This is a genomic window from Flavobacterium sp. ACN2 (genome assembly GCF_002303885.1).
GTDB lineage: Bacteria > Bacteroidota > Bacteroidia > Flavobacteriales > Flavobacteriaceae > Flavobacterium.
Window position 1 is genome coordinate 124,139 of sequence record NZ_MRCM01000015.1, and the last position, 23,205, is coordinate 147,343.

Annotated in this window: 17 protein-coding genes; 6 read left to right on the plus strand and 11 right to left on the minus strand. The window is 33.9% G+C overall.

Annotated elements, in window-relative coordinates:
- Window positions 1-285: 285 nt before the first annotated feature.
- Complete coding sequence (locus tag BSF41_RS17520; protein WP_095930792.1) at window positions 286-1,314, plus strand: LacI family DNA-binding transcriptional regulator; 1,029 nt, start codon at window positions 286-288, stop codon at window positions 1,312-1,314.
- A 365-nt stretch (window positions 1,315-1,679) separates the two neighbouring features.
- On the opposite strand, the gene BSF41_RS17525 is transcribed toward BSF41_RS17520, so the two are convergent.
- From BSF41_RS17525 to BSF41_RS17560, 8 genes are all read right to left on the minus strand, one after another.
- Window positions 1,680-3,302, minus strand: a complete 1,623-nt coding sequence (locus BSF41_RS17525; RefSeq protein WP_095930793.1) for a UxaA family hydrolase — start codon at window positions 3,300-3,302, stop codon at window positions 1,680-1,682.
- Window positions 3,303-3,333: 31 nt separating this feature from the next.
- Window positions 3,334-4,779: a tagaturonate reductase gene (locus BSF41_RS17530; RefSeq protein WP_095930794.1), complete on the minus strand. Its 1,446-nt coding sequence runs from the start codon at window positions 4,777-4,779 to the stop codon at window positions 3,334-3,336.
- Window positions 4,780-4,999: 220 nt separating this feature from the next.
- Complete coding sequence (locus BSF41_RS17535) at window positions 5,000-5,668, minus strand: bifunctional 4-hydroxy-2-oxoglutarate aldolase/2-dehydro-3-deoxy-phosphogluconate aldolase (RefSeq protein ID WP_095930795.1); 669 nt, start codon at window positions 5,666-5,668, stop codon at window positions 5,000-5,002.
- A gap of 13 nt (window positions 5,669-5,681) precedes the next feature.
- Entirely contained in the window at window positions 5,682-6,704 is a 1,023-nt protein-coding gene (locus BSF41_RS17540; protein WP_095930830.1) for a sugar kinase, read from the minus strand.
- Window positions 6,705-7,026: 322 nt separating this feature from the next.
- Window positions 7,027-8,427, minus strand: coding sequence for a glucuronate isomerase (uxaC, locus tag BSF41_RS17545; RefSeq protein ID WP_095930796.1), 1,401 nt, complete (start codon window positions 8,425-8,427; stop codon window positions 7,027-7,029).
- A 24-nt stretch (window positions 8,428-8,451) separates the two neighbouring features.
- On the minus strand, window positions 8,452-9,243 hold the full coding sequence (locus tag BSF41_RS17550) for a gluconate 5-dehydrogenase (protein ID WP_095930797.1): 792 nt from the start codon (window positions 9,241-9,243) through the stop codon (window positions 8,452-8,454).
- A gap of 4 nt (window positions 9,244-9,247) precedes the next feature.
- Entirely contained in the window at window positions 9,248-10,087 is an 840-nt protein-coding gene (gene kduI, locus BSF41_RS17555; protein WP_095930798.1) for a 5-dehydro-4-deoxy-D-glucuronate isomerase, read from the minus strand.
- Window positions 10,088-10,185: 98 nt separating this feature from the next.
- Window positions 10,186-11,655 (minus strand): MFS transporter, encoded by a 1,470-nt coding sequence (locus BSF41_RS17560; protein WP_095930799.1) that lies wholly within the window; start codon window positions 11,653-11,655, stop codon window positions 10,186-10,188.
- 408 nt (window positions 11,656-12,063) lie between these two features.
- Here BSF41_RS17560 and BSF41_RS17565 point away from each other — a divergent pair, with 408 nt between their 5' ends.
- Window positions 12,064-13,002, plus strand: coding sequence for an alpha/beta hydrolase (locus tag BSF41_RS17565; RefSeq protein ID WP_095930800.1), 939 nt, complete (start codon window positions 12,064-12,066; stop codon window positions 13,000-13,002).
- 90 nt (window positions 13,003-13,092) lie between these two features.
- Here the strand turns inward: BSF41_RS17565 and BSF41_RS17570 are convergent, their stop codons facing one another.
- The 3 genes from BSF41_RS17570 to BSF41_RS17580 form a co-directional block, all read right to left on the minus strand.
- Window positions 13,093-14,469: a PepSY domain-containing protein gene (locus BSF41_RS17570; protein ID WP_253251851.1), complete on the minus strand. Its 1,377-nt coding sequence runs from the start codon at window positions 14,467-14,469 to the stop codon at window positions 13,093-13,095.
- A 137-nt stretch (window positions 14,470-14,606) separates the two neighbouring features.
- Window positions 14,607-15,839 (minus strand): DUF4374 domain-containing protein, encoded by a 1,233-nt coding sequence (locus tag BSF41_RS17575; RefSeq protein WP_095930802.1) that lies wholly within the window; start codon window positions 15,837-15,839, stop codon window positions 14,607-14,609.
- Window positions 15,840-15,863: 24 nt separating this feature from the next.
- Window positions 15,864-18,254 carry a TonB-dependent receptor gene (locus BSF41_RS17580; RefSeq protein WP_095930803.1) on the minus strand — a complete coding sequence of 797 codons (2,391 nt, stop codon included), beginning with the start codon at window positions 18,252-18,254 and terminating at the stop codon, window positions 15,864-15,866.
- Between the two features lie 107 nt (window positions 18,255-18,361).
- Here BSF41_RS17580 and BSF41_RS17585 point away from each other — a divergent pair, with 107 nt between their 5' ends.
- The 4 genes from BSF41_RS17585 (at window position 18,362) to BSF41_RS17600 (ending at window position 23,173) form a co-directional block, all read left to right on the plus strand.
- Window positions 18,362-19,393, plus strand: a complete 1,032-nt coding sequence (locus tag BSF41_RS17585; protein ID WP_095930804.1) for a helix-turn-helix transcriptional regulator — start codon at window positions 18,362-18,364, stop codon at window positions 19,391-19,393.
- Between the two features lie 513 nt (window positions 19,394-19,906).
- Window positions 19,907-20,221: a hypothetical protein gene (locus tag BSF41_RS17590; RefSeq protein WP_095930805.1), complete on the plus strand. Its 315-nt coding sequence runs from the start codon at window positions 19,907-19,909 to the stop codon at window positions 20,219-20,221.
- A gap of 114 nt (window positions 20,222-20,335) precedes the next feature.
- Window positions 20,336-22,597 carry a CocE/NonD family hydrolase gene (locus BSF41_RS17595; protein ID WP_095930806.1) on the plus strand — a complete coding sequence of 754 codons (2,262 nt, stop codon included), beginning with the start codon at window positions 20,336-20,338 and terminating at the stop codon, window positions 22,595-22,597.
- A gap of 15 nt (window positions 22,598-22,612) precedes the next feature.
- The gene (locus BSF41_RS17600) at window positions 22,613-23,173 is read left to right on the plus strand and encodes a 2'-5' RNA ligase family protein (RefSeq protein WP_095930807.1); all 561 of its coding nucleotides are present in this window, start codon (window positions 22,613-22,615) and stop codon (window positions 23,171-23,173) included.
- The last annotated feature ends 32 nt before the right edge of the window (window positions 23,174-23,205 follow it).

Sequence of the window (23,205 nt, forward strand, 5' to 3'; positions counted from 1 at the left end):
CACAGATTTTTCTTATTGGAATATCAAAAACATAAAGTTTTATGTAATCGATTACACGAAAGTAGAAAAATTGTTCTAAGACACCAAATTAATTTAGAAAAAAATTATATATTTAATTTTTATTACAAAAATTAATTACATTTAATGCAAAAAATTAGATAATTTATTATCATTGTAGAATCTAAAACGTTTGAGTTTTTCAATACGGTAATCGATAACAATTTTTATTACATAATGAAAAAAAATGTACTTTTGTCTAAAAATAATCCGAAAAACTTTTTTTGAATGAGTGAAAAAGTAACTATTTACGATATTGCTGAAAAATTAAACATCACAGCTGCAACAGTTTCCAGAGCGTTAAACAATAATCCTAAAATAAAGGAAGCGACGCGAGAGTTGGTTATCAAAACTGCTGCTGCGATGAACTATAAGCAGAACAAACTGGCGCTAGCTTTGAAAAGCGGTAGAAGTAATAATATCGGAGTTATTGTGCCGCGTATTGACAGCAATTTTTTCGCGTCGGTAATTCGAGGAATCGAAGAAGAGCTTTATCCTCACGGCTATCAGGTTATTATTTGTCAGACGCATGAAAGCATTAAAAGAGAAAACGAAAACCTCCATACATTAGTAGATGCACAAGTAGACGGAATTATGATGTCAGTTACGGGTATTTCAGATGAAAATGACAGCGCTTTCAGAAACGTATTAGAAAAAAATGTACCGTTGATATTTTTTGATAGAAGCAAACACATTGATGGCGTAAGTTCTGTAACTATTAATGACTTTAAAGGCGGTTATTTAGCAACTAAACATTTAATAGATGAAGGTTGTAGAAATATTGCGCATTTCTCTGGAGATCAATCTTTAGATATTTTCAAAAACAGGTTTTTAGGATACAAACAAGCTTTATTGGACAACGGACTTTCTTTTAATGAAGAGCATGTTATTTTTACTAAAAGTAGCGTAGAGGCCGGTAAAGATGCTGTCGATAAACTTTTACAGTTACAAACGCCTCCTGATGCTATTTTTTCTTCGAGCGATTTTGCTGCTTTAGGAGCAATACAAGAGTTAAAAGAGCGAAATATCAGTATTCCAGATGAGTTTTGTGTTGCAGGTTTCAGTAACGAACCTTTTACTAAATTCATGGAATTATCTATTACTTCTGTAGATCAGTCACCACTGGAAATGGGAAGAATGTCTGCGCGCGTTTTCTTAGAACAGGTTGACAAAACAGATACAATTAAAATAGAAAAGAAAGTTGTTCTTGCTCCAGAATTACATATTCGTAAATCGTCTACAAGAACTAATTTTTAATATTTTTTATCATAAGTTATATAAGCCCATTTTATAATGGGCTTTTTTTATGCAAGCTTCGGAAAAGCTTAATATTATAGCAAAAAATAAACATTCACAACATACAGCTCCCGCGGAGCTAAATATATTTAGGCTGCAGAAAAATATGTCGCTCCGCCGGGGCTTTATGTTCAATGACTAATTGTTATCTATAAATATTTCGCTCCTCCGGAGCTGTATGTTGTAACCGATTAATCTTTTGCTATAAATATTTCGCTTCTCCGAAGCTTTCTCAAAAAAAAAAGAGACGCACTACTGTGCGTCTCTACATATAAACCTTTGTCACTTTGTATCTCTGTAACTTTGTACCTTTGTACCTAAAAAACTTAAAGCGATACCCCTCTTTTCCAAGGAATAAAATCGTTCTGATTTAAAATAGCAGCTTTTGTTTTAATGTTACCACTGGCAACATCAATAATAAATTCTAACATTTCATCAGCCATTTCATCAATTGATTTTTCTCCAGTGATAATTCCACCCGTATCAATATCGATAATATCAGACATTTTGTTTGCTAGTTGCGTGTTTGATGAAATCTTCACAACCGGTGCAATTGGGTTTCCTGTTGGAGTTCCTAAACCTGTTGTAAACAATACCATATTAGCTCCAGAACCAACCATTGCAGTTGTACATTCTACGTCATTTCCTGGCGTACATAACAATGTAAATCCTGGTTCGTTAATATATTCTCCATAATCGAAAACACCTGTAATTGGCGATGTCCCACCTTTTTTAGCAGCACCAGCCGATTTCATAGCATCTGTAATCAAACCGTCTTTAATATTACCTGGAGAAGGATTCATATCAAATCCTGAACCTGCATCAACAACTGTTTTTTCGTACCATTGCATTAAGTCCAAGAAACGTTTTCCATCCTTATCATCTATACAACGATTTACTAATTCCTGTTCTACTCCACATAATTCAGGAAATTCAGAAAGAATCGTAGTTCCTCCCAAAGCAACTAAATGATCAGATAACACTCCCAAAGTTGGGTTGGCAGAAATTCCAGAAAAACCATCAGATCCACCGCACTCTAAACCAATTCTTAGTTTAGATAATGGAGCTGGCTCTCTCTTAATTTCGTTTGCTTTTTTAATAGCTTCAAAAGTATCTTTTACCACACTGCTCAACATGGTTTCAATTGTCCCAATAGACTGTTGATCGTAAATTAAAACAGGTTTTTTACTGTCTGGATTGATCGCATCTAAAGCTTCTTTGAAAATTGAAATCTGAAGATTCTGGCATCCTAAACTCAATACCGTTGCTCCAGCTACGTTTGGATTGTTTACATAACCCGCCAAAAGCTTCGCTAAACTGTGCGAATCCTGACGAATTCCACCGCATCCACCTTGGTGTGTAATGAATTTTACTTCAATATTATTGAATAAATTGGCATCGTTTGAAGCTTCTTGATTTCCTGCTCCTCCCGTTTCTGATTTTACCAAAGAACGCAACAATAACTGATAATCGTTCTCTTTTGGTTTCATCAATTCTTTCTCAAAAATATCTTTTAAGATTTCGATGTTTCTGTTTTCACAAAAAACCAATGGAAAAAACAACCAAACATTTTCTGTTCCAACCTGTCCATCTTCTCTATGATAGCCCTGCCACGTTCTATCTTTCCACTTGTCCACATTTGGAGCATTCCAGCCAATAGTTTCAGTTTTACCTGTAACTTTATCGCTTTCGTGTTTTACGTTTAGAGTAGAAAGCAATCCGCCTTTTTCAATTTTAGCGCTTGCCTTTCCTACTAAAACACCATACATAATGATTCTGTCCCCTACATTAAAAGGAACCATTGCAATCTTATGTTTCATTTTTACATCAGACTCTACGGTAATTGATTGTCCTTCAAAATCAATCACTTCGCCTGCAGTAAGATCCACCAAAGCAACCGCAACATTGTCGGTTGGGTGAACTTTTATTAATTTTTTCTGCGTTGCCATAATTAACCTTTGTTCTTTTTGTTGTGTTTTTTTATTTTATTCTTTCTTGAAACTTAGCAAAACCAGTTTCAATTCCGTTTGAATCTATTTCTTCTAAAGCAATTGTAATTGCTTTTGTCAATCCAGGAATTTCAGTTAAATCTTCATCCCAGAAACCTTTATTTTGCAATGTTAAACGAGCGATTTTTTCATAGTCATCCGATTTCCAAAGTCCGTTAAAGAATGCTGTAATATCTTCACCATCTTTAACCGGTAAACTTTGACCATTCCAAGTTCCTTTGTAGAAACGAATTAAGCTCGCTAATGAAAAAGTCAAATTAACAGGTAATTCTTTGTTTGCCTTATAATATCCTAATAAACTAGGCAAAACTCTTACTTTGAATTTCGATACAGAATTTAATGCGATATCAGCAAGTGCATGTTTGATAAATGGATTTTTAAATCGGTCCATTACTTCCTCAGAATAGGCCGTAATTTCATTTTTGTCCATATCAAGAGTTTCACTAATTTCACTAATAACGCTATTTACAAATTTTCCGGTAAAATCTCCGTTAACAGTTTCCATTACTAATTTATTGCCATGCAAAAGTGAAAAAGGAACCATTGCCGTATGCGCACCGTTTAAAATACGAACTTTAATCATTTTAAAAGGACGTATATCATCAACGATTTTCACATTCAAATCTGTTTTATGAAAAGGCAATTTTGCTTTTAGATCCTCTCCACCTTCAATAGCCCAAAGGAAAAAAGGTTCAGCCGCAACAATTAAATTGTCCTCATAATCTAATTTATTATTGTATTCTTCAATTTCAGCTCTTGGATATCCAGGAACAATTCTGTCAACCAAAGTACTATGATACGTACAAGCATCTGATACCCAAGTTTTAAATGCATCCTCTAATTTCCATAAATCAACATATTGTAAAATATATTTTTTAAGCGTCTCAGAATTATAATCAATTAATTCACAAGGAATTATTGTAACTCCTTTAGAAGCATCTCCATTAAAATGTTTAAATCTTTCATGTAATAAAACCGTCAATTTTGCAGGAAATGACACTGGTGGTTGCATGTCTGGAGTATCACTTTCAATAAATTCAATTCCAGCTTCTGTAGTATTAGAAACAATAAACTGAAGCTCTTCTTCTTTGGCTAAAGCCAAATAATTTGCAAATTCAGTATATGGGTTTATAGTTTTTACAATATTATTAATCAACACAATATCTTGTATCTTTTCGCCTTTTTTGATTCCGTTCATAAACAAGGTATAAAGACCGTCCTGAGCATTAATCATATTTACCATACCGTCTTTTAAAGGCTGAACTACTGCAATACCGGCATTAAAATCAACTTCTTTATTTAGTTTGTCAAAAGCATAATCAACAAAGGCTCTTAAAAAGTTACCTTCTCCAAACTGAACCACCTTGATTGGCTGTAACTTTTCTAATCCTGTATTTATTCTATTTAATTTTTTCATTTTAAATTTTCTTTAATGCGTTATAAATAACCATTTATAAACCTTATTTCTTCATTTCTGCCTTTAAAATTGCAAAAGAAGCATCACACTCGATTGAGTAAAATAAAATCTGCTGTGAGGAATGGCGGACTCCATTTTTCAAGCGTAATGCTCTATTACAATCTCTAAAAATCTAAAAAAAACTTATAAAATAAGGAGTTAGGCATGATTACCCCTTAATCTATTTTCTAATATCTTTTATAATGTCAAGAACCTGTTTCACTTTTGCAGTTAGTCCGTCGAAGTCTTTGTTATCCAAAATATCTTTTGAGATTAATTGCGAACCTAAACCAACACAAGTTGCCCCAGCCTTCAACCATGAACTTAAACTTTCTACCGTTGGATAAACACCTCCTGTTGGCATAATGTTTGTCCACGGACATGGGCCTTTGATCGCTTTAATAAACTCTGGACCGTAAGTATCAGCCGGGAATAATTTTACGATTTCACAGCCTAATTCTTCTGCTCTAGCAATTTCTGTCAAAGAACCGCAGCCTGGTGACCAAAGCACTTTTCTGCGATTACAAGCTATAGCTATATCTTCTCTAAAAACTGGTGTTACAATAAAATTTGCTCCTAAACTCATGTATAATGAAGCCGAAGCTGCATCTGTAATAGAACCAACTCCTAGAATCATTCCTGGTAGTTCAGCCAAAGCATATTTATTTAAAGCTCCGAAAACTTCGTGAGCAAAATCACCTCGGCTTGTAAATTCCATTAATCTGGAACCTCCTTCATAACAAGCTTTTAAAACTTTCTTACTCAACTCAATATCAGAATGAAAAAACAACGGAACCATACCATTCTCTTTCATTGTCTGAGCTACTTCAATTCTTGAATATTTTGCCATTTTTATTTTAAAATTATCTTGATACTAATGCAGAACCATCACCATCAATCATATTTTCAACTTCTTTTAAGGTAACCAAGTTGTAATCTCCTGCAATTGTATGTTTTAAACAACAAGCGGCAACTGCAAAATCTAATGCTCTTTGGTTATTATTTTGATATTCTAATAAACCATAAATTAATCCGCCCATGAAAGCATCTCCACTTCCTACGCGGTCAACAACTGGTGTAACTTCTTTTACTTTTGCACTGTAAATTGATTTTCCATCAAATAAAATTCCGCCAATTCTTTGGTGCGAAGCACTTACAGAATAACGTAGTGTTGTCGCTGCAATCTGTAGATTCGGAATCAATTCAAACAATTTATCATATACTGCTGGAAGTGATTTTTCGTCCTGATAATTCGGATTTACTTTCGGAATTCCTAACATGAAATAAGCCGTATCAATATCACCTAAAATCACATTGCTGTATTTTAGCATTTCTGGCATAACTTCACTCGGAGTTTTTCCGTATTGCCAAAGTTTTGATCTATAGTTTAAATCGCATGAAATTTTAATTCCTTTCTTATGAGCGACTTTAATCGCTTCTAAACAAGCTTCTCCTGCACTTTCTGAAATCGCTGGTGTAATACCGCTCCAGTGAAACCATTCAGCTCCTTCCAATACTTTTTCCCAATCCACCTGTCCTTTTTGGATAGTCGACATAGCACTGTGAGCACGATCGTAAACCACATTGCTTCCGCGAGTTCCTGCTCCAGTTTCTAAGAAATAGATTCCTAAACGCTCTCCTCCGTAAACAATGTTTTTAGATTCGACATTCATTTTTCTAATTTCTTTTAATGCAGAAAAGCCAATTTCATTTTCAGGCAGTCTGGTAACAAATTCAGCATTTACACCATAATTAGCCAGAGAAACACACACATTAAATTCTCCGCCACCATACGTAGCACCAAATGCTGTAGATTGCGAAAAACGCAAATGTCTTTCTGTCGATAAACGCAGCATGATTTCTCCAAATGCAACTACTCTACTCATATTATCTTTTTTAAATTTTACCATTAAGGCATTAAGAAAATTAAGCTTTACTCTATGTTCTCTTTGCGACTAAAGGTTAAGTTTATTAAGCCAAATCGCTTAATTATCTTTATTATTTAAGTAACTATTTATTAAACCAAAAACTTAATTTTCTTATTTTTAATTTTACCATTAAGAGATTAAGAAAATTAAGCTTAACTGTATGCTTTCTTTACTATTAAAGATTAAGTTTATTAAGCCCACTCGCTTCTTTATTATTATAAGTAACTACTTATTAGAACATAAACTTAATTTTCTTAATGCCTTAATGGTTTAAAAAAAATTAGAATTTGAAATATTCTTTAGCATTGTTATATGAAATATCAGAAACTAATTTTCCGATCCATTCCATATCGTTTGGAAGTTCTCCACGTTTGATTTCGTCTCCCAAAAGATTACATAAAATACGTCTGAAATATTCGTGTCTTGGGAACGATAAGAAACTTCTAGAATCTGTAAGCATTCCAACAAAACAGCTAATTAAGCCCATGTTTGAAAGCGCGTTCAATTGTTTTGTCATTCCATCTTTCTGATCCAAGAACCACCATCCAGAACCAAATTGTACTTTTCCGCGAACGCTTCCGTCGTTAAAGTTTCCAATCATCGTTGCTATAACTTCGTTATCAGCAGGATTCAGGTTATAAATAATCGTTTTAGTCAATTTATCTTTACTGTCTAAAGCGTTTAAGAAAGCTGATAATTTTTGCGCTTGCGGATAATCTCCAATAGAATCCCATCCTGTATCTGGACCCAAAATTCTATGCATACGTGCGTTATTGTTACGCAACGCTCCTAAGTGAAATTGTTGCACCCATCCAAACTCATGATAAGTTTCTGATAAGAAAACTAAAATAGCACTATGGAATTTTAAAACTTCTTCTGGAGATAATTCGCCGTTTTCTCTTTTCTTTTTGAAAATAGCATTTACTTCACTTTCTGTATAGTTCTCAAAATCAATTTGATTCAATCCATGATCACTTAATTTACATCCGTTTGCATTAAAGAATTCGATTCTTTTTCTTAATGCAGAAAGTAAATCAGCATAAGTGTTAATTGCAACTCCGGACACATCCCCTAATGTGTCCAGATATGCATTATATCCATCATTAGCAATTAAGATGGCTTTATCAGGTCTGAAAGCCGTACTCATCTTGATTCCAGTTGAGTTATTAGCGAATTTTTGATGAAATTCCAAACTGTCAATTGGATCTTCTGTAGTACAAACTAATTCAGCATTTACTTTTTTAAGAAGGTTTTGTGTGCTGTAAGCTTGAGAATTTATTTTTTCTGAAGTCTCGATATAGATTTTCTCAGCCGATTTCTCATTCAACAAATCATAAATATCAAAATAACGAGCCAATTCTAAATGTGTCCAGTGGTACAACGGGTTACGCATCGTGTACGGAACTGTTTTTCCCCAGTTTAAGAACTTATCTTTATCAGATCCGTTTCCGGTTACAAACTGCTCGTTGATTCCTAATGTACGCATTGCACGCCATTTGTAGTGATCACCATTAATCCAAACTTGCGTGATATTATCAAAGATTTTATCTTCTGCAATAAACTGTGGATTTAAGTGATTATGATAGTCAATAATGGGCTGATTTTTAGAGTAATTATGGTACAACTCTTCAGCATATTTATTTTCTAATAAAAAATTATCGTGTATGAATTTCTGGCTCATGTCTTTTAAAATATAATTTGAAAATTATTCTTCGTTTGAAGGTTTTCCGATTGTAGCTAAGATTCCTCCATCAACATATAAAATGTGACCGTTTACAAAATCACTCGCTTTTGATGATAAAAATATCGCTGCTCCAGCCAAATCGCTAGGATCTCCCCATTTAGCTGCTGGCGTTCTGCTAATAATAAAATCATTAAAAGGATGACCGTCAACTCTAATTGGTTTTGTCTGTTCTGTAGCAAAATATCCAGGACCGATTCCGTTGATTTGAACATTGTATTTTGCCCATTCTGTTGCCATGTTTTTAGTTAGCATTTTCAAGCCTCCTTTTGCAGCAGCGTAAGCAGAAACGGTATTTCTACCCAACTCGCTCATCATAGAACAAATGTTGATGATTTTCCCTTGTCTTCTTTCAATCATTCCTTTTGCAACATGCTTAGAAACGATAAACGGACTCACAAGATCAATATCTACCACTTCTCTGAAATCTGATACTTCCATATCCAATAGCGGAATTCTTTTAATAATTCCTGCATTATTGATCAAGATATCGATTGGTCCAACTTCGCTTTCAATTTTCGCAACAGCTGCTTTAACTTCTTGTTCTTCTGTTACATTAAATTTGTAACCCACTGCATTGATGCCTTCACTTTTTAATTCTGCTACAGCATTATCAATTTTTTCTTGAGAAGAATTTCCGTTTACTACAATTGTTGCACCCGCTTCACCTAATCCTTTTGCCATTGCCATTCCCAGTCCGTGTGTACTTCCTGTGATCAAGGCAACTTTTCCTTTTATATCAAATAAATTTGTCATTCTTTTATCTTAAATCAGTGATTTTACAAACATCCATATCTCCGTAATCTAAGTTTTCACCCGCCATTCCCCAGATAAAAGTATAATTGCTAGTTCCTGAACCTGAGTGAATTGACCAAGGCGGAGAAATTACTGCCTGATGATTGTTCATCCAGATATGTCTTGTTTCCTGTGGCTGTCCCATAAAGTGACAAACGGCTTGATTTTCTGGAATATCCAAATAGAAATAAACCTCCATTCTACGATCATGAACGTGTGCTGGCATTGTATTCCAAACACTTCCTGGTTTCAATTCTGTCATTCCCATTTGCAATTGGCAAGTGGTTACCACGCTTCCAATAATCATTTGGTTTACGGTACGGTGATTTGCCGTTTCCATTGTTCCTAATTGCAGTTTATTAGCTTCAGCTAAACTTACTTTCTTAGTAGGATAAATGGTATGTGCCGGCGCAGAGTTTAAATAGAATTTAGCAGGATTATTTTTGTCATCACTTTTAAAAACCACCTCTTTATTTCCAGCTCCGATGTACAAAGCATCTTTAAAACCTAACTCATAAGTTGTTCCTTCTACCACAACCGAACCGCTTCCTCCAACATTGATGATTCCTAATTCTCTTCTTTCTAAAAAATAAGGAGCTTTAAGCGGATCAATAGTTTCTAAAGCTAAATCGCCTTTTACAGGAACTGCAGAACCTGCAATGTATCTGTCGTAGTGTGAATAAACCAATACAACTTCATCTTCCTGCATTAAGTCATCAATTAAGAATTCTTCTCTCAATTGCTGTGTATCATACTTTTTTACTGCTTCAGGGCTTGACGCGTATCTTGAACTATATTTTGTCATAATTTTAATTTAATGTAATCGATTGCACAAAATTATATTTTTATATTTAAATAGCATAATTGAAACGAAAAAAATATTTCAATTCTGTTCATTTTTCTTTATAAATTAGTGATTGGGCTATATTTAGGAACCAATGATTTCATTACAATCCAACCCGTTAAGTAGCAAACAGCACAAATGGAGAAAATGATGAAATATCCAGCCTCAATCCCTTTAAATCCCATAAAGGCCATATTGGTATCTTTTGCATAATCAAACAATACTCCAGATCCTTTATTAATTAATGTTGAACCAACACCTCCTGCTAAACCTCCAATTCCTGTAATGGTCGCAATAGCTTTTTTAGGAAACATATCTCCTACTGTTGTAAAAATATTTGCCGACCAAGATTGGTGAGCCGCACCTGCAATTCCGATGATAATAACCGGAACCCAGTAACTGATATATCCTAAAGGCTGTGCGATTAAAGCTAACAATGGGAAAAATGCAAAAATTAGCATCGCTCTCATTCTTCCTTCGTACGGATTCATTCCTTTTTTCTCTACGAAATAAGTTGGAAGCCAACCTCCAATAATAGACAATAATGTAATCATGTAAAGCACAAATAATGGTAATGCAGCTTCTGTAGAATCCATTCCGTAAACAGAACTTAAATACGCTGGTGTCCAGAACAAGAAGAACCACCAAACACCGTCTGTCATGAATTTACCAAATGCAAAAGCCCACGTTTGTTTGTATTTAAAACATTCCATTAAAGAAACTTTTGAAGTCGTTTCTGGTACATAACCAACTAATTTACTGTCGGCAATGTCATCTTGCTGAATATAAGCCAATTCTTCTGGCGTAACTTTAGTATGTTTCTCAGGTTTATCGTACATAAACATCCAGAATCCCATCCAAACAAATCCTAAAGCTCCAATGATAATGAAAGACATTTCCCAACCGAAAGATTTTGCAATAAACGGAATTGTAATGGGCGCCGCCAAAGCTCCAACTGTTGCCCCAGCATTGAAAATACTAGTTGCAAAAGCTCTATCTTTTTTAGGAAAATATTCTGCTGTTGTTTTAATAGCCGCAGGAAAGTTACCTGCTTCTCCAACTGCTAAAACGAAACGAGCAAAAATAAATAAAGCCACACTTACATTGATTACCAATGCTGTATCGCTTATTGTGCTGATTATTTCTTTTGAACCGTGAAACCCTACAAACCATTCTCCTGTAATAATTCCTGAAGTTGCAATACCGCAAAAAGCGTGAAGACAAGCTCCTACAGACCAAATTCCGATTGCCCAAAGAAATCCTTTTTTAGTATCTAACCAATCTACAAATCTTCCTGCAAACAATAAGGATACTGCGTAAAAAATAGAAAACAAAGCGGTAATATTTCCGTAGTCGTTATTGGTCCAGTGGAATTCTGGCGCGATAAAATCGCTCCATGTTAACGAGAGTACTTGCCTATCCAAGTAATTGATGGTAGTCGCAAAAAACAGCAATGCACAAATACTCCAACGGTATTTTCCTGTAGATTTAATGCTTTGTTTTACTGCAACAGTTTCGGTTTGATTCATAGTAAGTGGGTATTATAGTTTTGTAATTTTTGGTCATCTTAAAAGACTATATTTACTGCTTTCTAAAAATATTAAAATCAATAAATTAACACCTTCAAAGAAAATTAATGTAATCGATTGCACAAATATAGTTTTTAATCTGTACAATCCAAATAATATTGTATAAAAAATTATTTTAGCTTCTAAAATAAACATAATACATAAAAAAAAGAATACAAAATTACACATTAAACAATATATTTGTTAAAAGTGAACGGGTGAAATTCATCCTTTTTAAGGGGTAAAATTGTCCTGAAATTTACAATTATGAAAGTATCTTTTTGTAAATTTCACTTCATTAAGACTATCGGTTGCAATTTTTTAAGCAAAAAACGTATAGTATTACAAACCAAATAATTATAAACAAAATTGAAAACTACAAGAACACAATTTTCAAGAGGAATTACATTGAGTTTTCTTCTTTTTTCGGGGCTATTTTCTATGAATGCACAAAATCAAGTAATCTCGTTATGGGATAAAATTCCAGATGAAGTAAAAGCAACCAATTATAAAGAGAAACCAGAATTAAAAGACGGAAAATTACAAAGCACAAGTCAAGTCTCTGTTCCTACTTTGAGCATTTTTATTCCTAAAGCAACAAAACCAAATCAGACTGCTGTTGTAATTTGTCCGGGTGGCGGCTACACGCATTTGGCTTTTGATAAAGAAGGCACAAAAGTCGCTGAATGGTTTAATAGCTTAGGGATTACGGCATTTGTCTTAAAATATAGAATGCCGACTGATTTAACAATGAAGAACAAAAACGTTGGACCTTTGCAAGATGCTCAGGAAGCCATTCGCTACGTAAGACAAAATGCGGCAAAATGGAATATTGATCCTAATAAGGTTGGAATTTTAGGTTTTTCTGCTGGAGGACATTTGGCTTCAACGGCATCAACTCATTATGATGATAAAGTTTATGAATCTGCTTATAAAGTAAGCGCACGCCCTGATTTTTCACTGCTGATTTATCCTGTGATTTCTATGGAAAATGAAATTACGCACAAAGGTTCTCAAACCAATTTGCTTGGAGAAAATCCCTCAAAAGAGTTAATAGATTCTTTTTCGAACGAAAAGAAAGTGACTTCTCAAACGCCACCTACTTTCTTAATTCATGCTACAGATGATACTGTTGTTATACCAGAAAACAGTATTAATTACTATTTGGCTTTAAAGAAAAATGGCGTTTCAGCAGAGTTGCATATCTATGAAAAAGGCGGTCACGGATTTGGATTAGGCGTTGCCGACACTAGCAAATTTTGGACTCGAGATTGCGCTGACTGGCTCAAAGCAAACGGATATAATTAAAAAACAGAAAGGCAAAACTTTTACAAGTTTTGCCTTTTATCAAAAAAAAAAAAAAAACAAAAAGGAATTATAAAAACCGATTTAATATGTTTAAGCAGTAATTTCTTGTTCTGCTGGATTTTTCAATTTAGGAGCGGGAATTGCTTTACTAGCCACTTTTGGTTTTGCAGCAGGTTTCTTTTTACCAAATTTCTGTTTTCCCCACCAGATAATAAATCCTGTAATTGGTAAACTGGCAGAAATTAAACTGGCCAAAAATGCAATAATTTTACCCGTAAGTCCAAGAACGCTTCCTACGTGAATATCGTAATTCATACGTCGGATTTTGTCTGGAATATTGGCTTCGATATACTTTCCTGAAAAAGGAGTTTTAATCGAAATTTCCTTCAGGCTTTGCTGATCAAAACTATAACGATCCATGTTGTAAAAAGTGTATTTCTGCTTGTAAACAAAAGCACCAATCGGATCTGCAGGTTTTCCCGGAATACTAATCATGATTCCGGCTGCCTGAGGATTTTCTTTTCTTAAATTCAATAAAACTTTATCCGCTGTTGTGATATTAAACTCTTTTACATTGGTTGTATCAGATTTTGGAGATTCGCGGTTTTCAGTCAACGGTTTTCCTCCAGAAGTTACCCAATACAAAGATTTACTCCACCATCCAAAACTCCACACTAAGCCTGTTACGGCAATAAAAAACAGGAAAATACAGCTGTAAAAACCAAATACATTATGCATATCATAATTAACACGTTTAAAGCTGGCATCCCATTTAATTTTAAAACTTTTATCTATAATGGACTTAATCCATTTGGTTGGCCACCATAAAACGATGCCCGAAATTAACAATACAACGAAAATTAAAACTGCAACTCCAACGATTGGTCTTCCAATATCATAAGGAAGCCATAATGCGCGGTGTCCGTTCAAAATCCATCTGAAAAAATCTGGTGAGTCTCCTCTAGAAAAAGTCTTCACATTTAATACTTCACCCGTATACGGATTCATGTAAACGCTTATAAAAGTTCCTTGTCTTCTTCCTCCTTTACCCTTCTTTTCCTTTCCTTTTCCTTTTTCGCCAGGTTTTCCTTGAGGTTTCAGTTCAGATTTTGCCTTTTCATTATTTTGGGCTAGGTCTTTTTTTCTTTCTCCTCTTTTTTGTTCTCCTTTTTCACCAGGACCTCCTCTTTCACCTTCTTCTTTTTTCTCAACAAAATAACCTACAATCGCAGCTTCATCTTTTGTACCAAAAGTTACACTGGTAGCTTTTTTATCTTTCATTTTTTTATCTGCAATCGAAACCAATTGCGATGGCAGTAAAAATGCTTCTTTCTGAGGTTTTACAAAACGCCAGTCTTCAATAAAATCTTTTATTTCATTTTCGAAAACATAAATGCAGCCGGTAAGACTGACAATAACTACAATAATTCCAGATGCCAAACCGAGCCACAAATGCAGCCAAGCCATGATGCGCTTAAAAAGCGACTTTTTACTTTTTTTCTTATTATTTGGTTTTGAAGAAGAAAACATAATTGGATAGATAAATAGGATAAATGAAAAAACCGCAAGTCCTCATAAAATAAGGACTTACGGCAAAAAAATATTTAGTATTTTAATTTTTGGATTGCAGTAATTTGTCCGCCTTCCACTTTCATACCTTTTGTTGCAACAGCAGTTGTACCGTTGATTGAGTAAATCCAGTTTCCGTCAGGAGTATTAATACCTACAATTGCAGAGCTTCCGTCTTCTGAAGTAATATTGTAACGGCTAGTTACAGAAGTTAATGTTTCTGGAGCACCTGTTACCCAAGTAAATGTTTGGTTGTAAACATCTGCAATTGCCATTTTAACTGCACCGTTGTTTTTTCCAACATTTCCGTACATTAACAATAAGAATTTACCTTTTGAAATGTAGCTTGTAGAAGAAATTTTATATCCACCAGATTTTTCTTGAACATTAAAGAAGTACGTTTTATCAAACTCTGTAGTTCCTTTTTTGATTCTCACAACCGCAGATGGTTTTGTAGAAGTCATTACAGCATTGCTAGTTGCAATTGCACCAGAGAAACCGTAAGCATCTCCATTTTCATCTTGGAATAATCCGTTTGTGAAATAAGCTCCTAAATAACTTGTACGGTTATCTTTGATTACTTTTTCTAATTTCAATTCTGGGTAGTTGTAAACAGCAACCCAAGTACTATCTGGATTTACAGTTCCAAAGTTGTCTACACCGTCTCCTTTAATACTCATATAAGGCATGTAAACTTTATCTCCAACTTGAGTTGCCCAAGTAAAGAAAGCTCTTTCTCCATTTTTAGCCAATACTTTAGTGTCTTGTTGCGCTTCACCTGTAATAAGCGATTTTGTAGCATCAATTTTGTACATAGAAGCAATAGAAGCACCACTTCTTGGAACTTTAATCGTTAAAATATCTTGGTTTACAGCAGCAAATACGTGTACCGTTTCTGCTTGAAAATCAGATTTTTTAACTAGTTTTCCTTCAGAGTTTAGGTTATAAGTGGTAACAGCTCCTGGATTTCCTTGTCCGTAAAGTAAACTAAAGAAATTGTTTTGTGCTGTAATATAATAACGGTATGTTCCGTCTTGCTCCAATCCGTTTCCTGTAGTTGTGATAACTCCAGCAGAAACATCGTCTGCAGTTAATAAATAATCTGCAATTCCTGCTGCACCAGTTGTTGCAGTAATAATATATTTCGTTTTTCCTGTATCGTTTCCTCCGCCAGTTTCACCTCCTGATTTATCAGAATCACTGCTGCAAGAAAATGCTGTAAAAGCTAAAACAGCTGATAATAAAGCTAATGTTGTACTTTTTTTCATTGTATTATGGTGTTTGTATTAAATTTAATTATTTGATTTACTGAAGTAATATCTCAACTTGATGTAAAAAGCTCTACTTGGTTTTTGTAAGGAGAAATTATCGTAAAGCTTATTATCTAAAAGGTTTTTGCATTCAAAAGCAATATTGTATTTTCCGTTTGCCATCGTATAAACGGCATTCAAATCATGGCTAAACTGCTGCGGAATTTCCAGTTTGCTGTCTTTGCTTCCCATACTTGGCCAAGACAAATAGTACGTATGCACATAAAGCAAGTTGTAACCAACAGAAAGATTGTTTCCTTTTTTCCAGACATTATTAAAAAACATTGTCGCATCTGCATTACCAAATAAATAAGGCATATTCGGAATTCTGTCATTATAGAAAGGAGACACATAGTTCTGATTAGGCTCGTACATTGTTTTGTTTCTAATATTCTGGTATGTAGCATTGAAACCAGCCGTAAAACGATTCGCGTATGAATATCTAACCTCACCATCGATACCGTAATTCGTCACTTTTCCTTGATTGACATTGGTTGTCATGGTTTGGTTATTATTCAATGTCGGACGAATAAAATCTACTGCATTTCTGTGCAAAAGATTTACATCAAATGATAAAGCATTCTTTTCGCTGAAACTCGTCTGATAACTTGCTCCTAAATTATAGTTGTCGCTAGATTCTGGTTTCAAAGCAAGATTTCCTTCTAAATTGTCATTAACATTACCAAAGATTTCCTCTGGAGTTGGCAATCTATACGTCTTTTCATAAGAGGCTTTAATCTGCAGATTACGTTTTAAATAATAACTCGTAGCCGCTCCATAACCCGTTGTAGAAGTATGGTCTACATATTTCTGATAAGCAATATCTCCTGTAGCTCCTGAAGGATTGTAACTTCTAGAATAAGTAGTTTTTAATGAATAATCTTTTAGAAACACAGAAGTACTCCACTTATCATTGTAATCTAATTTATACCCCAATCCTAAAACATTTTTCTGCGTTTTTTTAGGCTGTTTATAAACCAAAGATTCAGGAACCAACTCGTCACTTTCTTTACGATCGAACGTATTAAACGTATTATTGACCATAAAAGAGTGTCTGTCATTAAGTGTATACGTTGCATTGGCTGTTGCTATACCATTGTTGTTATAGAACTTACGAAGCGTTCGGCTTCTTTCTCCTCCCGCACCTTCATATTGTTTGTAATCGCCAAACCAGTTGTATCTTCTAAAAACAGTATCAATATTCTGTTCGTAACCAAAATTGTAATTACCTGTTACATTTACATTAAGTCCTTTAGTAAATAAATCTTTTACCTGATATTTTAAAGTTGGCATTACGATGCTTCCTTTTCTGTAAATCTTTCCAAAAACACTTACCATTCTTGCACCAGTCTGAATATCTGCTTGATTTTCTCCTCCAGTAAAACCAATCATCAATTTATCGGCATATTTTTTACCCGTTACCCCAACATTTACAATCACGGTTTCGTTACGGTACTTATCATGAAAACGTCTCACTCTCTGATTGGGGAAATAAGCACCCGTATTTAAATCGGCTACATCTACATTTACCCAATAGTTATTATCTGAATAGTTCTGAAAAGCATTAATTTCTGTTGTAAAACCGCTTTTTGCCGTATAACCCGCGTTTATGCTGGAACGATGGGTATTAAAAGATCCGAAGGAATAAGAAGCATCCACAAAAGTTCTTGGTTTGCTATTCGTTACAATATTTATTGCTCCACCCAAAGCATCTCCTCCTAACCAAATTGGCACAACCCCTTTGTAAACCTCTACACGATCTGCAAGATTGATCGGAATATTATTAATTTGAAAAGAAGAACCGAAATTATCCATCGGAACTCCATCAATAAAAACTTTAATCTGATTTCCTGAGAATCCGTTTATAGAAAGCTCCGATCTAGAACCTACTCCACCCGCTTCACGGTTACGCACACCAGAAACACGATCCAAAGCATGCGATAAATCTAAAGTTGAGTTGTGTAATTTTTTAGCATCGATTGCGGTTACACTATAAGATTGTTTATTTACTTTATCCGCTTGAGATCTTCCCAATACGGTTACACTTTCTAACTCCTGCAATTCGCCTTCCATTTTAATTGAAACATCCAAATTGCCTGAAACTTCAATCTGTTTTTTCTGAACTGCAAATCCCATTGCTGAGATTTTTAATGTATGTTTTCCTGATGGTACATTTTTTAAAATATAGTTTCCGTTTTCATCTGACATAACACTTAAACCTGTTTTTTCAATGATAACTGTTGCAAATGGAATTGTTTCTCCAGAATTTTCAACAACTTTTCCAGACACTGTGAAACCTTGATTTTGCTGGGAAAATGATAAGAACGTGGTTAGAAAAAATAAACTGGCAAATAAAATTTTTTGAGTTGACATATCTTTAATTAGACTAATTATAAATAACTTTGCTGCAAAAGTACCATCAACGTCTCCAAAAAAGATAGGGAAAAACGGATTATTATTTTGTAAAAACGGATTATATTTTGAAAATCAAAGCCACTCTTCTAACTTCTCAAACGCCCATCATTAAAATTCAAATTGGAGATAAATATTATCCGAAAAGTATTTTAACCGAAGAAAATGTCCATATTGAAAATGACCATTCGGAAAAAATAATTAGCCGCCATTTCATAACCGACGGATTAGTCCTATTGGATACGCAATTGTATTTCTCCAATTCTAAAACTATTCTTTTTGAAATTGACGAAGAATCAATTGTTATGAATTTTATTTATAGCAGTAACATAGAAACTCATATTGATCAATTGGAAAGTGAAAAGTATTCTAAAGAAAATACACACAATATATTTTACACCAATAATTTTAAAGGATCATTTAAAATTCCGGCTCACAAAAATGTAAACTATCTTTCGATTATTCTTTCTAAAGAGTTTTATTATAACATCATTAACGAAGATTGGCAGCTGCATGAAAAATTTTCAAAAAAAATTCTTCAGAAGCAATCCGGTTATTTAATCTCAAAATATCTTCCGTTTACACCAGCAATTCAGTGGGTAACTTCGGAGATAAAAAATTGTACAAGAGAAGGTCTTTTAAAAAGAATTTATATCGAAAGTAAAATTAAAGAGCTCCTTATTCATCAGCTCGAAACATTAATTATCAAACCTTTACCAGCAGAAAATATCAACGAAGAAGATTACAGCAAACTTTTAGAAGCAAAAAAAATACTAGAAAACGATTATCGCAATACACCTACTCTTCCTGAACTTTCCAGACTTATTTCGCTAAACGAATTCAAATTAAAAAAAGGCTTTAAAGCTTGTTTTGGAACAACTGTCAAAAGCTATATCATAAAACTTAGAATGGAGCATGCCAAAGAATTATTTCAAGCCAAAGCCTTTACGGTAAGCGAAGCGGCGTATAAATGCGGATATAAAGACGTTTCTCATTTCTCGGCCGCGTTCAAAAACTATTACGGATTTTCTCCCCAAAAATTTAAAATCAATACCGATATCCTTCAGTTTTGGTTTCTCGCTTTTTCATTTATATGCTAAAAAAGGGTTTTAAAATTCAGTCCGTCGACTTCCTCTTAAAACCCTTAAAATAAGACATTAATGTATAATCTAAACTTTTTATACAAATACCCACGATCAAATGAATATGTCAAAATTTAATTCAAAAAAAATGTTTCTCCAAAAAACATGAATTAGTTAAAATCTAAAAAATGACATTCTAAAAAAGGTAAAAAACAGCATTTGTTTTTAAATTTCAACATGCCAAAAGTAGAGCCCTTAAAAGAGAATACCTTACGGTTTTCCTCATTGCATGAAAAAATTAACAATATTATTTACAATTAAAAACCTTAAGTGATTGTACTGCAAAATATTGCCAAAATATACTTTAACTAAATTTTAGTATAATAAAATATCAAATTCATACATAAAAAGGACGAAAAAAGCCAAAAAAAATATTTCTTGTCCTAGATTAAGTCTCTTTTTCCCAAACCCTCGCTACATTTGCATGTAATTCTTTTAATTAGATAATTAGAATCTTAGAACCTCAAAAAAATGAAACAACTGCAATTTTTATTACTAGGAAAAAATGAAGCTATTTTGGCTATTCTACTTCGTCTCGTTAATGCAGATGAAAATTGGAACGCAGTAGCTTTTAATAATGAAAAAGAAGCACAAGAATACTTTCAGAATAATATCATTGATATTGTTCTTTTGAGTTCTGCAATTGAAGATCATGTCGAAAAAGAATTTACTTCTTTCTGCTTAAAAAATCAGCCAAATGTTGAAGTCATTGAGCATTTTGGCGGCGGAAGCGGTTTGTTGAAATCTGAAATTCTGCATCGATTGCATCTAAAAGGAAAGATTTAGCATACATTACTCTTTTTTAAACATAATAAAAATCCACTTATTGATTATAAGAAATTTATGCTACTTTTGAGAACACAAATTTAAACCAATACCTCAAAAAGTAAGTTTCTTAAGATGAAAAAAAGCATCATTCTTTTATTAATTTGTTTTTCCTTTCAAATAGGAACTTCACAAAAAATCTATTTCGAAAAAAGCAATTACAAAGACAGTCTGTCTCTTAGCAAAAGCATACCGCTTCTTGCCAAAAAAGTACTTCCTCTTTATAAAAATCCAAGCAAGGCCTCTTACTTAGACAATTATGCCAGAATACAATCTGTTGCAGGAGATTTTAAAGGAATGCATGAGACTTTTGTGACCTATTCGCAGGAAATTTTAGGTGACAGTATTACCAACAGACCTCTAGGATTTGTTTACAAAACGTATGCAAAAACAGCCTCAAAAGAACCTAAAACTAAAGCTGATTTTGAAAAAACCTTTACAACCGAGTTCTACAAATTATACAATACTTTAAATGTAGATGGAAAAAGCTGGGCCGAAGGGTATTATGAATTAAAACTATCCGACATTAAAAACGATTTTGAAACACAGCTTAAAGCGGTTCAAGATAATGACAGCATTAGTGTAGAAAATGCTGCGCAATTATGCCGACAATATTCTCGCTATTTGATTTTAAGCAAAACACTTTCACTTGCTCATAAAATAATTGCAAAAATCGAAGCCGATACTTATATAATAGACCGCGATATCATTATTACATTGCCCAACGGAAGTACAATTTCTGCTACGATGGTCAGACTTAAAAATGTATCTGAACCACAGCCCGTGGTAATGAAATATAATATCTATGCAGGAAATGAAGTTAGTGACTGCAAAGAAATTGCGAATATGGGCTATGTGGGTTTTGTTGCCAATACACGCGGCAAACGTTTAAGCAATGATCCAATAGAACCTTATGAACACGATGGCGACGATGCGTATCATATTTTGGACTGGGTTAGCAAACAGCAGTGGTGCAATGGTAAAATCGGATTATACGGCGGCAGTTATTTAGGTTTTAGCCAATGGAGCGCTGTAAAAAAAGTACATCCTGCTTTAAAAACAATTGTACCGCTAGTTTCTGTTGGTGCCGGAATCGATTTTCCGATGCAAAATGGAATTTTTATGAGCTATGCCTTAAAATGGATTCATCTGGTTACCAATACTAAATTAACAGATCTCAATAGCTTTTTGAACAGCAAAAAATGGGACGAAGTTTTTACGCAATATTATAAAACCGGAGCGAGTTTCCGTTCCTTAGACAAAATTGAAGGCAATCCTTCTCCTCTATTTCAAAGATGGCTGGATCATCCTGCTTATGATAGCTACTGGCAAAATATGACGCCTCAAAAAGAAGCTTTTGCCAATATTAATATTCCTATTTTAAGCACAACTGGTTATTATGATGACGACCAGCTTGGGGCGATGTACTACTACAATCAGTACCAAAAATATAATAAAAGCGATAATTATTATCTTATAATCGGGCCGTATGATCATGGCGGTTCGCAAGGCACTCCTCGAAAAGAATTAGGAGGTTACACTATCGATGAGGCGGCAAATATTCCAATTAATGCCATTATCTTTCAATGGTTTGACCATATTTTGAAAGGTGCAAAACGTCCTGAAATTTTAAAGGATAAAGTAAACTTTGAAATTATGGGCAAAAATGAATGGAAAAGTGTTGCTTCGTTAGACAAAATGCACAATGATAATCTAACCTTTTATTTAAGCGGCAGCAATTCGAAATATTCATTACAAAAAACAGCCCCTAAAAAAGCCGTTTCTATTAACCAAACGGTTGATTTAACAGATCGATCTGAAATTAATATCTATAATGATGACTACGTAAATGGTTTTCCTAAAGTTATAGATTCGATTTTTAAACCAGAAAAACATCTGTTGGTTTTTGAAAGTGATCCTCTTGAAAATGCAACTATAATTAGCGGTTCCTTAAAAACATCGTTAAAAATAAGTACCAACAAAAAAGATATTGATATAGAAATACAGCTTTACGAAAAAACAGCCAAAGGTCAATATTTTGCTTTAACCAACAATTTGCAAAGGGCCAGTTTTGCAAAAGATAGAACCAAAAGACAATTATTGATTCCTAATAAAATAGAAACAATTGACATTGAGCAAACTTTTATAATTTCTAAAGAATTAGAAAAGGGAAGTTCGATTGTAATCGTATTAGGAGCTAACAAAAATCCGAATTGGGAAATTAATTACGGTACAGGTAAAAATGTGAGCGACGAAACCATTGCTGACGCCAAAGAACCTTTACAAATAAAATGGTATTCTGATAGTAAAATCATAATTCCAATTTTAAAATTGTAAAAACATTTTTCAGCTATGGAAAAAACATATTCAGTTGTATTTTATTCGAAAGGATTAGTCGAGCCTGTTAAAAAATTGAAAGACTTTTTGAAAAGCAAAATCGATTGGTACAACAGCTGCAATTCTGAAGCGCATATTACGATTTGTGAGTTTACAATTGACGAGTCTCAATTCGATTCTATCAAACAAAAGCTTTCTAAAGTTTCGGATACTTTTACGCCTTTTGAAGTGTCTTTAAATCACTTTGATTCTTTTCCGAATGCTGGCGCTTTCTTTATTGGTGTAAATGAAGATTCAGAAAAAAATCTTGTTCCGATTATGAAAAAGATTCATGAAACTTTGAAGTTTTTAAAACTCAAAAAAAGCGACAACCCGCACCTATCAATCGGACGAAGATTAACTCCCGAAAATCTGAAAATTGCTTCTGAGCTTTTTACCACAATTGATCTTCAATTTGAATGCAATGAAATTGTTTTAAGGGAATTTGATCCCAAAGTAAAACAGTTTTTTGTGATTGATGCTTTTCCTTTTGGAAGTAATCCAGAACCTGAGTTTTTGCAGGGGAGTCTTTTTTAACCGCAAAGAGCGCAAAGACGGTGCAAGGTTCG

Excerpts from the sequence above, each read along its gene's own strand:
- BSF41_RS17535 (WP_095930795.1), bottom strand. The coding sequence starts at position 5,668 with ATGGCAAAATATTCAAGAATTGAAGTAGCTCAGACAATGAAAGAGAAT.
- BSF41_RS17600 (WP_095930807.1), top strand. The coding sequence starts at position 22,613 with ATGGAAAAAACATATTCAGTTGTATTTTATTCGAAAGGATTAGTCGAG.
- uxaC (WP_095930796.1), bottom strand. The coding sequence starts at position 8,427 with ATGAGCCAGAAATTCATACACGATAATTTTTTATTAGAAAATAAATAT.
- BSF41_RS17550 (WP_095930797.1), bottom strand. The coding sequence starts at position 9,243 with ATGACAAATTTATTTGATATAAAAGGAAAAGTTGCCTTGATCACAGGA.
- BSF41_RS17520 (WP_095930792.1), top strand. The coding sequence starts at position 286 with ATGAGTGAAAAAGTAACTATTTACGATATTGCTGAAAAATTAAACATC.
- BSF41_RS17580 (WP_095930803.1), bottom strand. The coding sequence starts at position 18,254 with ATGTCAACTCAAAAAATTTTATTTGCCAGTTTATTTTTTCTAACCACG.
- BSF41_RS17570 (WP_253251851.1), bottom strand. The coding sequence starts at position 14,469 with ATGGCTTGGCTGCATTTGTGGCTCGGTTTGGCATCTGGAATTATTGTA.
- BSF41_RS17560 (WP_095930799.1), bottom strand. The coding sequence starts at position 11,655 with ATGAATCAAACCGAAACTGTTGCAGTAAAACAAAGCATTAAATCTACA.
- BSF41_RS17525 (WP_095930793.1), bottom strand. The coding sequence starts at position 3,302 with ATGGCAACGCAGAAAAAATTAATAAAAGTTCACCCAACCGACAATGTT.
- BSF41_RS17575 (WP_095930802.1), bottom strand. The coding sequence starts at position 15,839 with ATGAAAAAAAGTACAACATTAGCTTTATTATCAGCTGTTTTAGCTTTT.
- BSF41_RS17590 (WP_095930805.1), top strand. The coding sequence starts at position 19,907 with ATGAAACAACTGCAATTTTTATTACTAGGAAAAAATGAAGCTATTTTG.
- BSF41_RS17540 (WP_095930830.1), bottom strand. The coding sequence starts at position 6,704 with ATGAGTAGAGTAGTTGCATTTGGAGAAATCATGCTGCGTTTATCGACA.
- BSF41_RS17595 (WP_095930806.1), top strand. The coding sequence starts at position 20,336 with ATGAAAAAAAGCATCATTCTTTTATTAATTTGTTTTTCCTTTCAAATA.
- BSF41_RS17530 (WP_095930794.1), bottom strand. The coding sequence starts at position 4,779 with ATGAAAAAATTAAATAGAATAAATACAGGATTAGAAAAGTTACAGCCA.
- kduI (WP_095930798.1), bottom strand. The coding sequence starts at position 10,087 with ATGACAAAATATAGTTCAAGATACGCGTCAAGCCCTGAAGCAGTAAAA.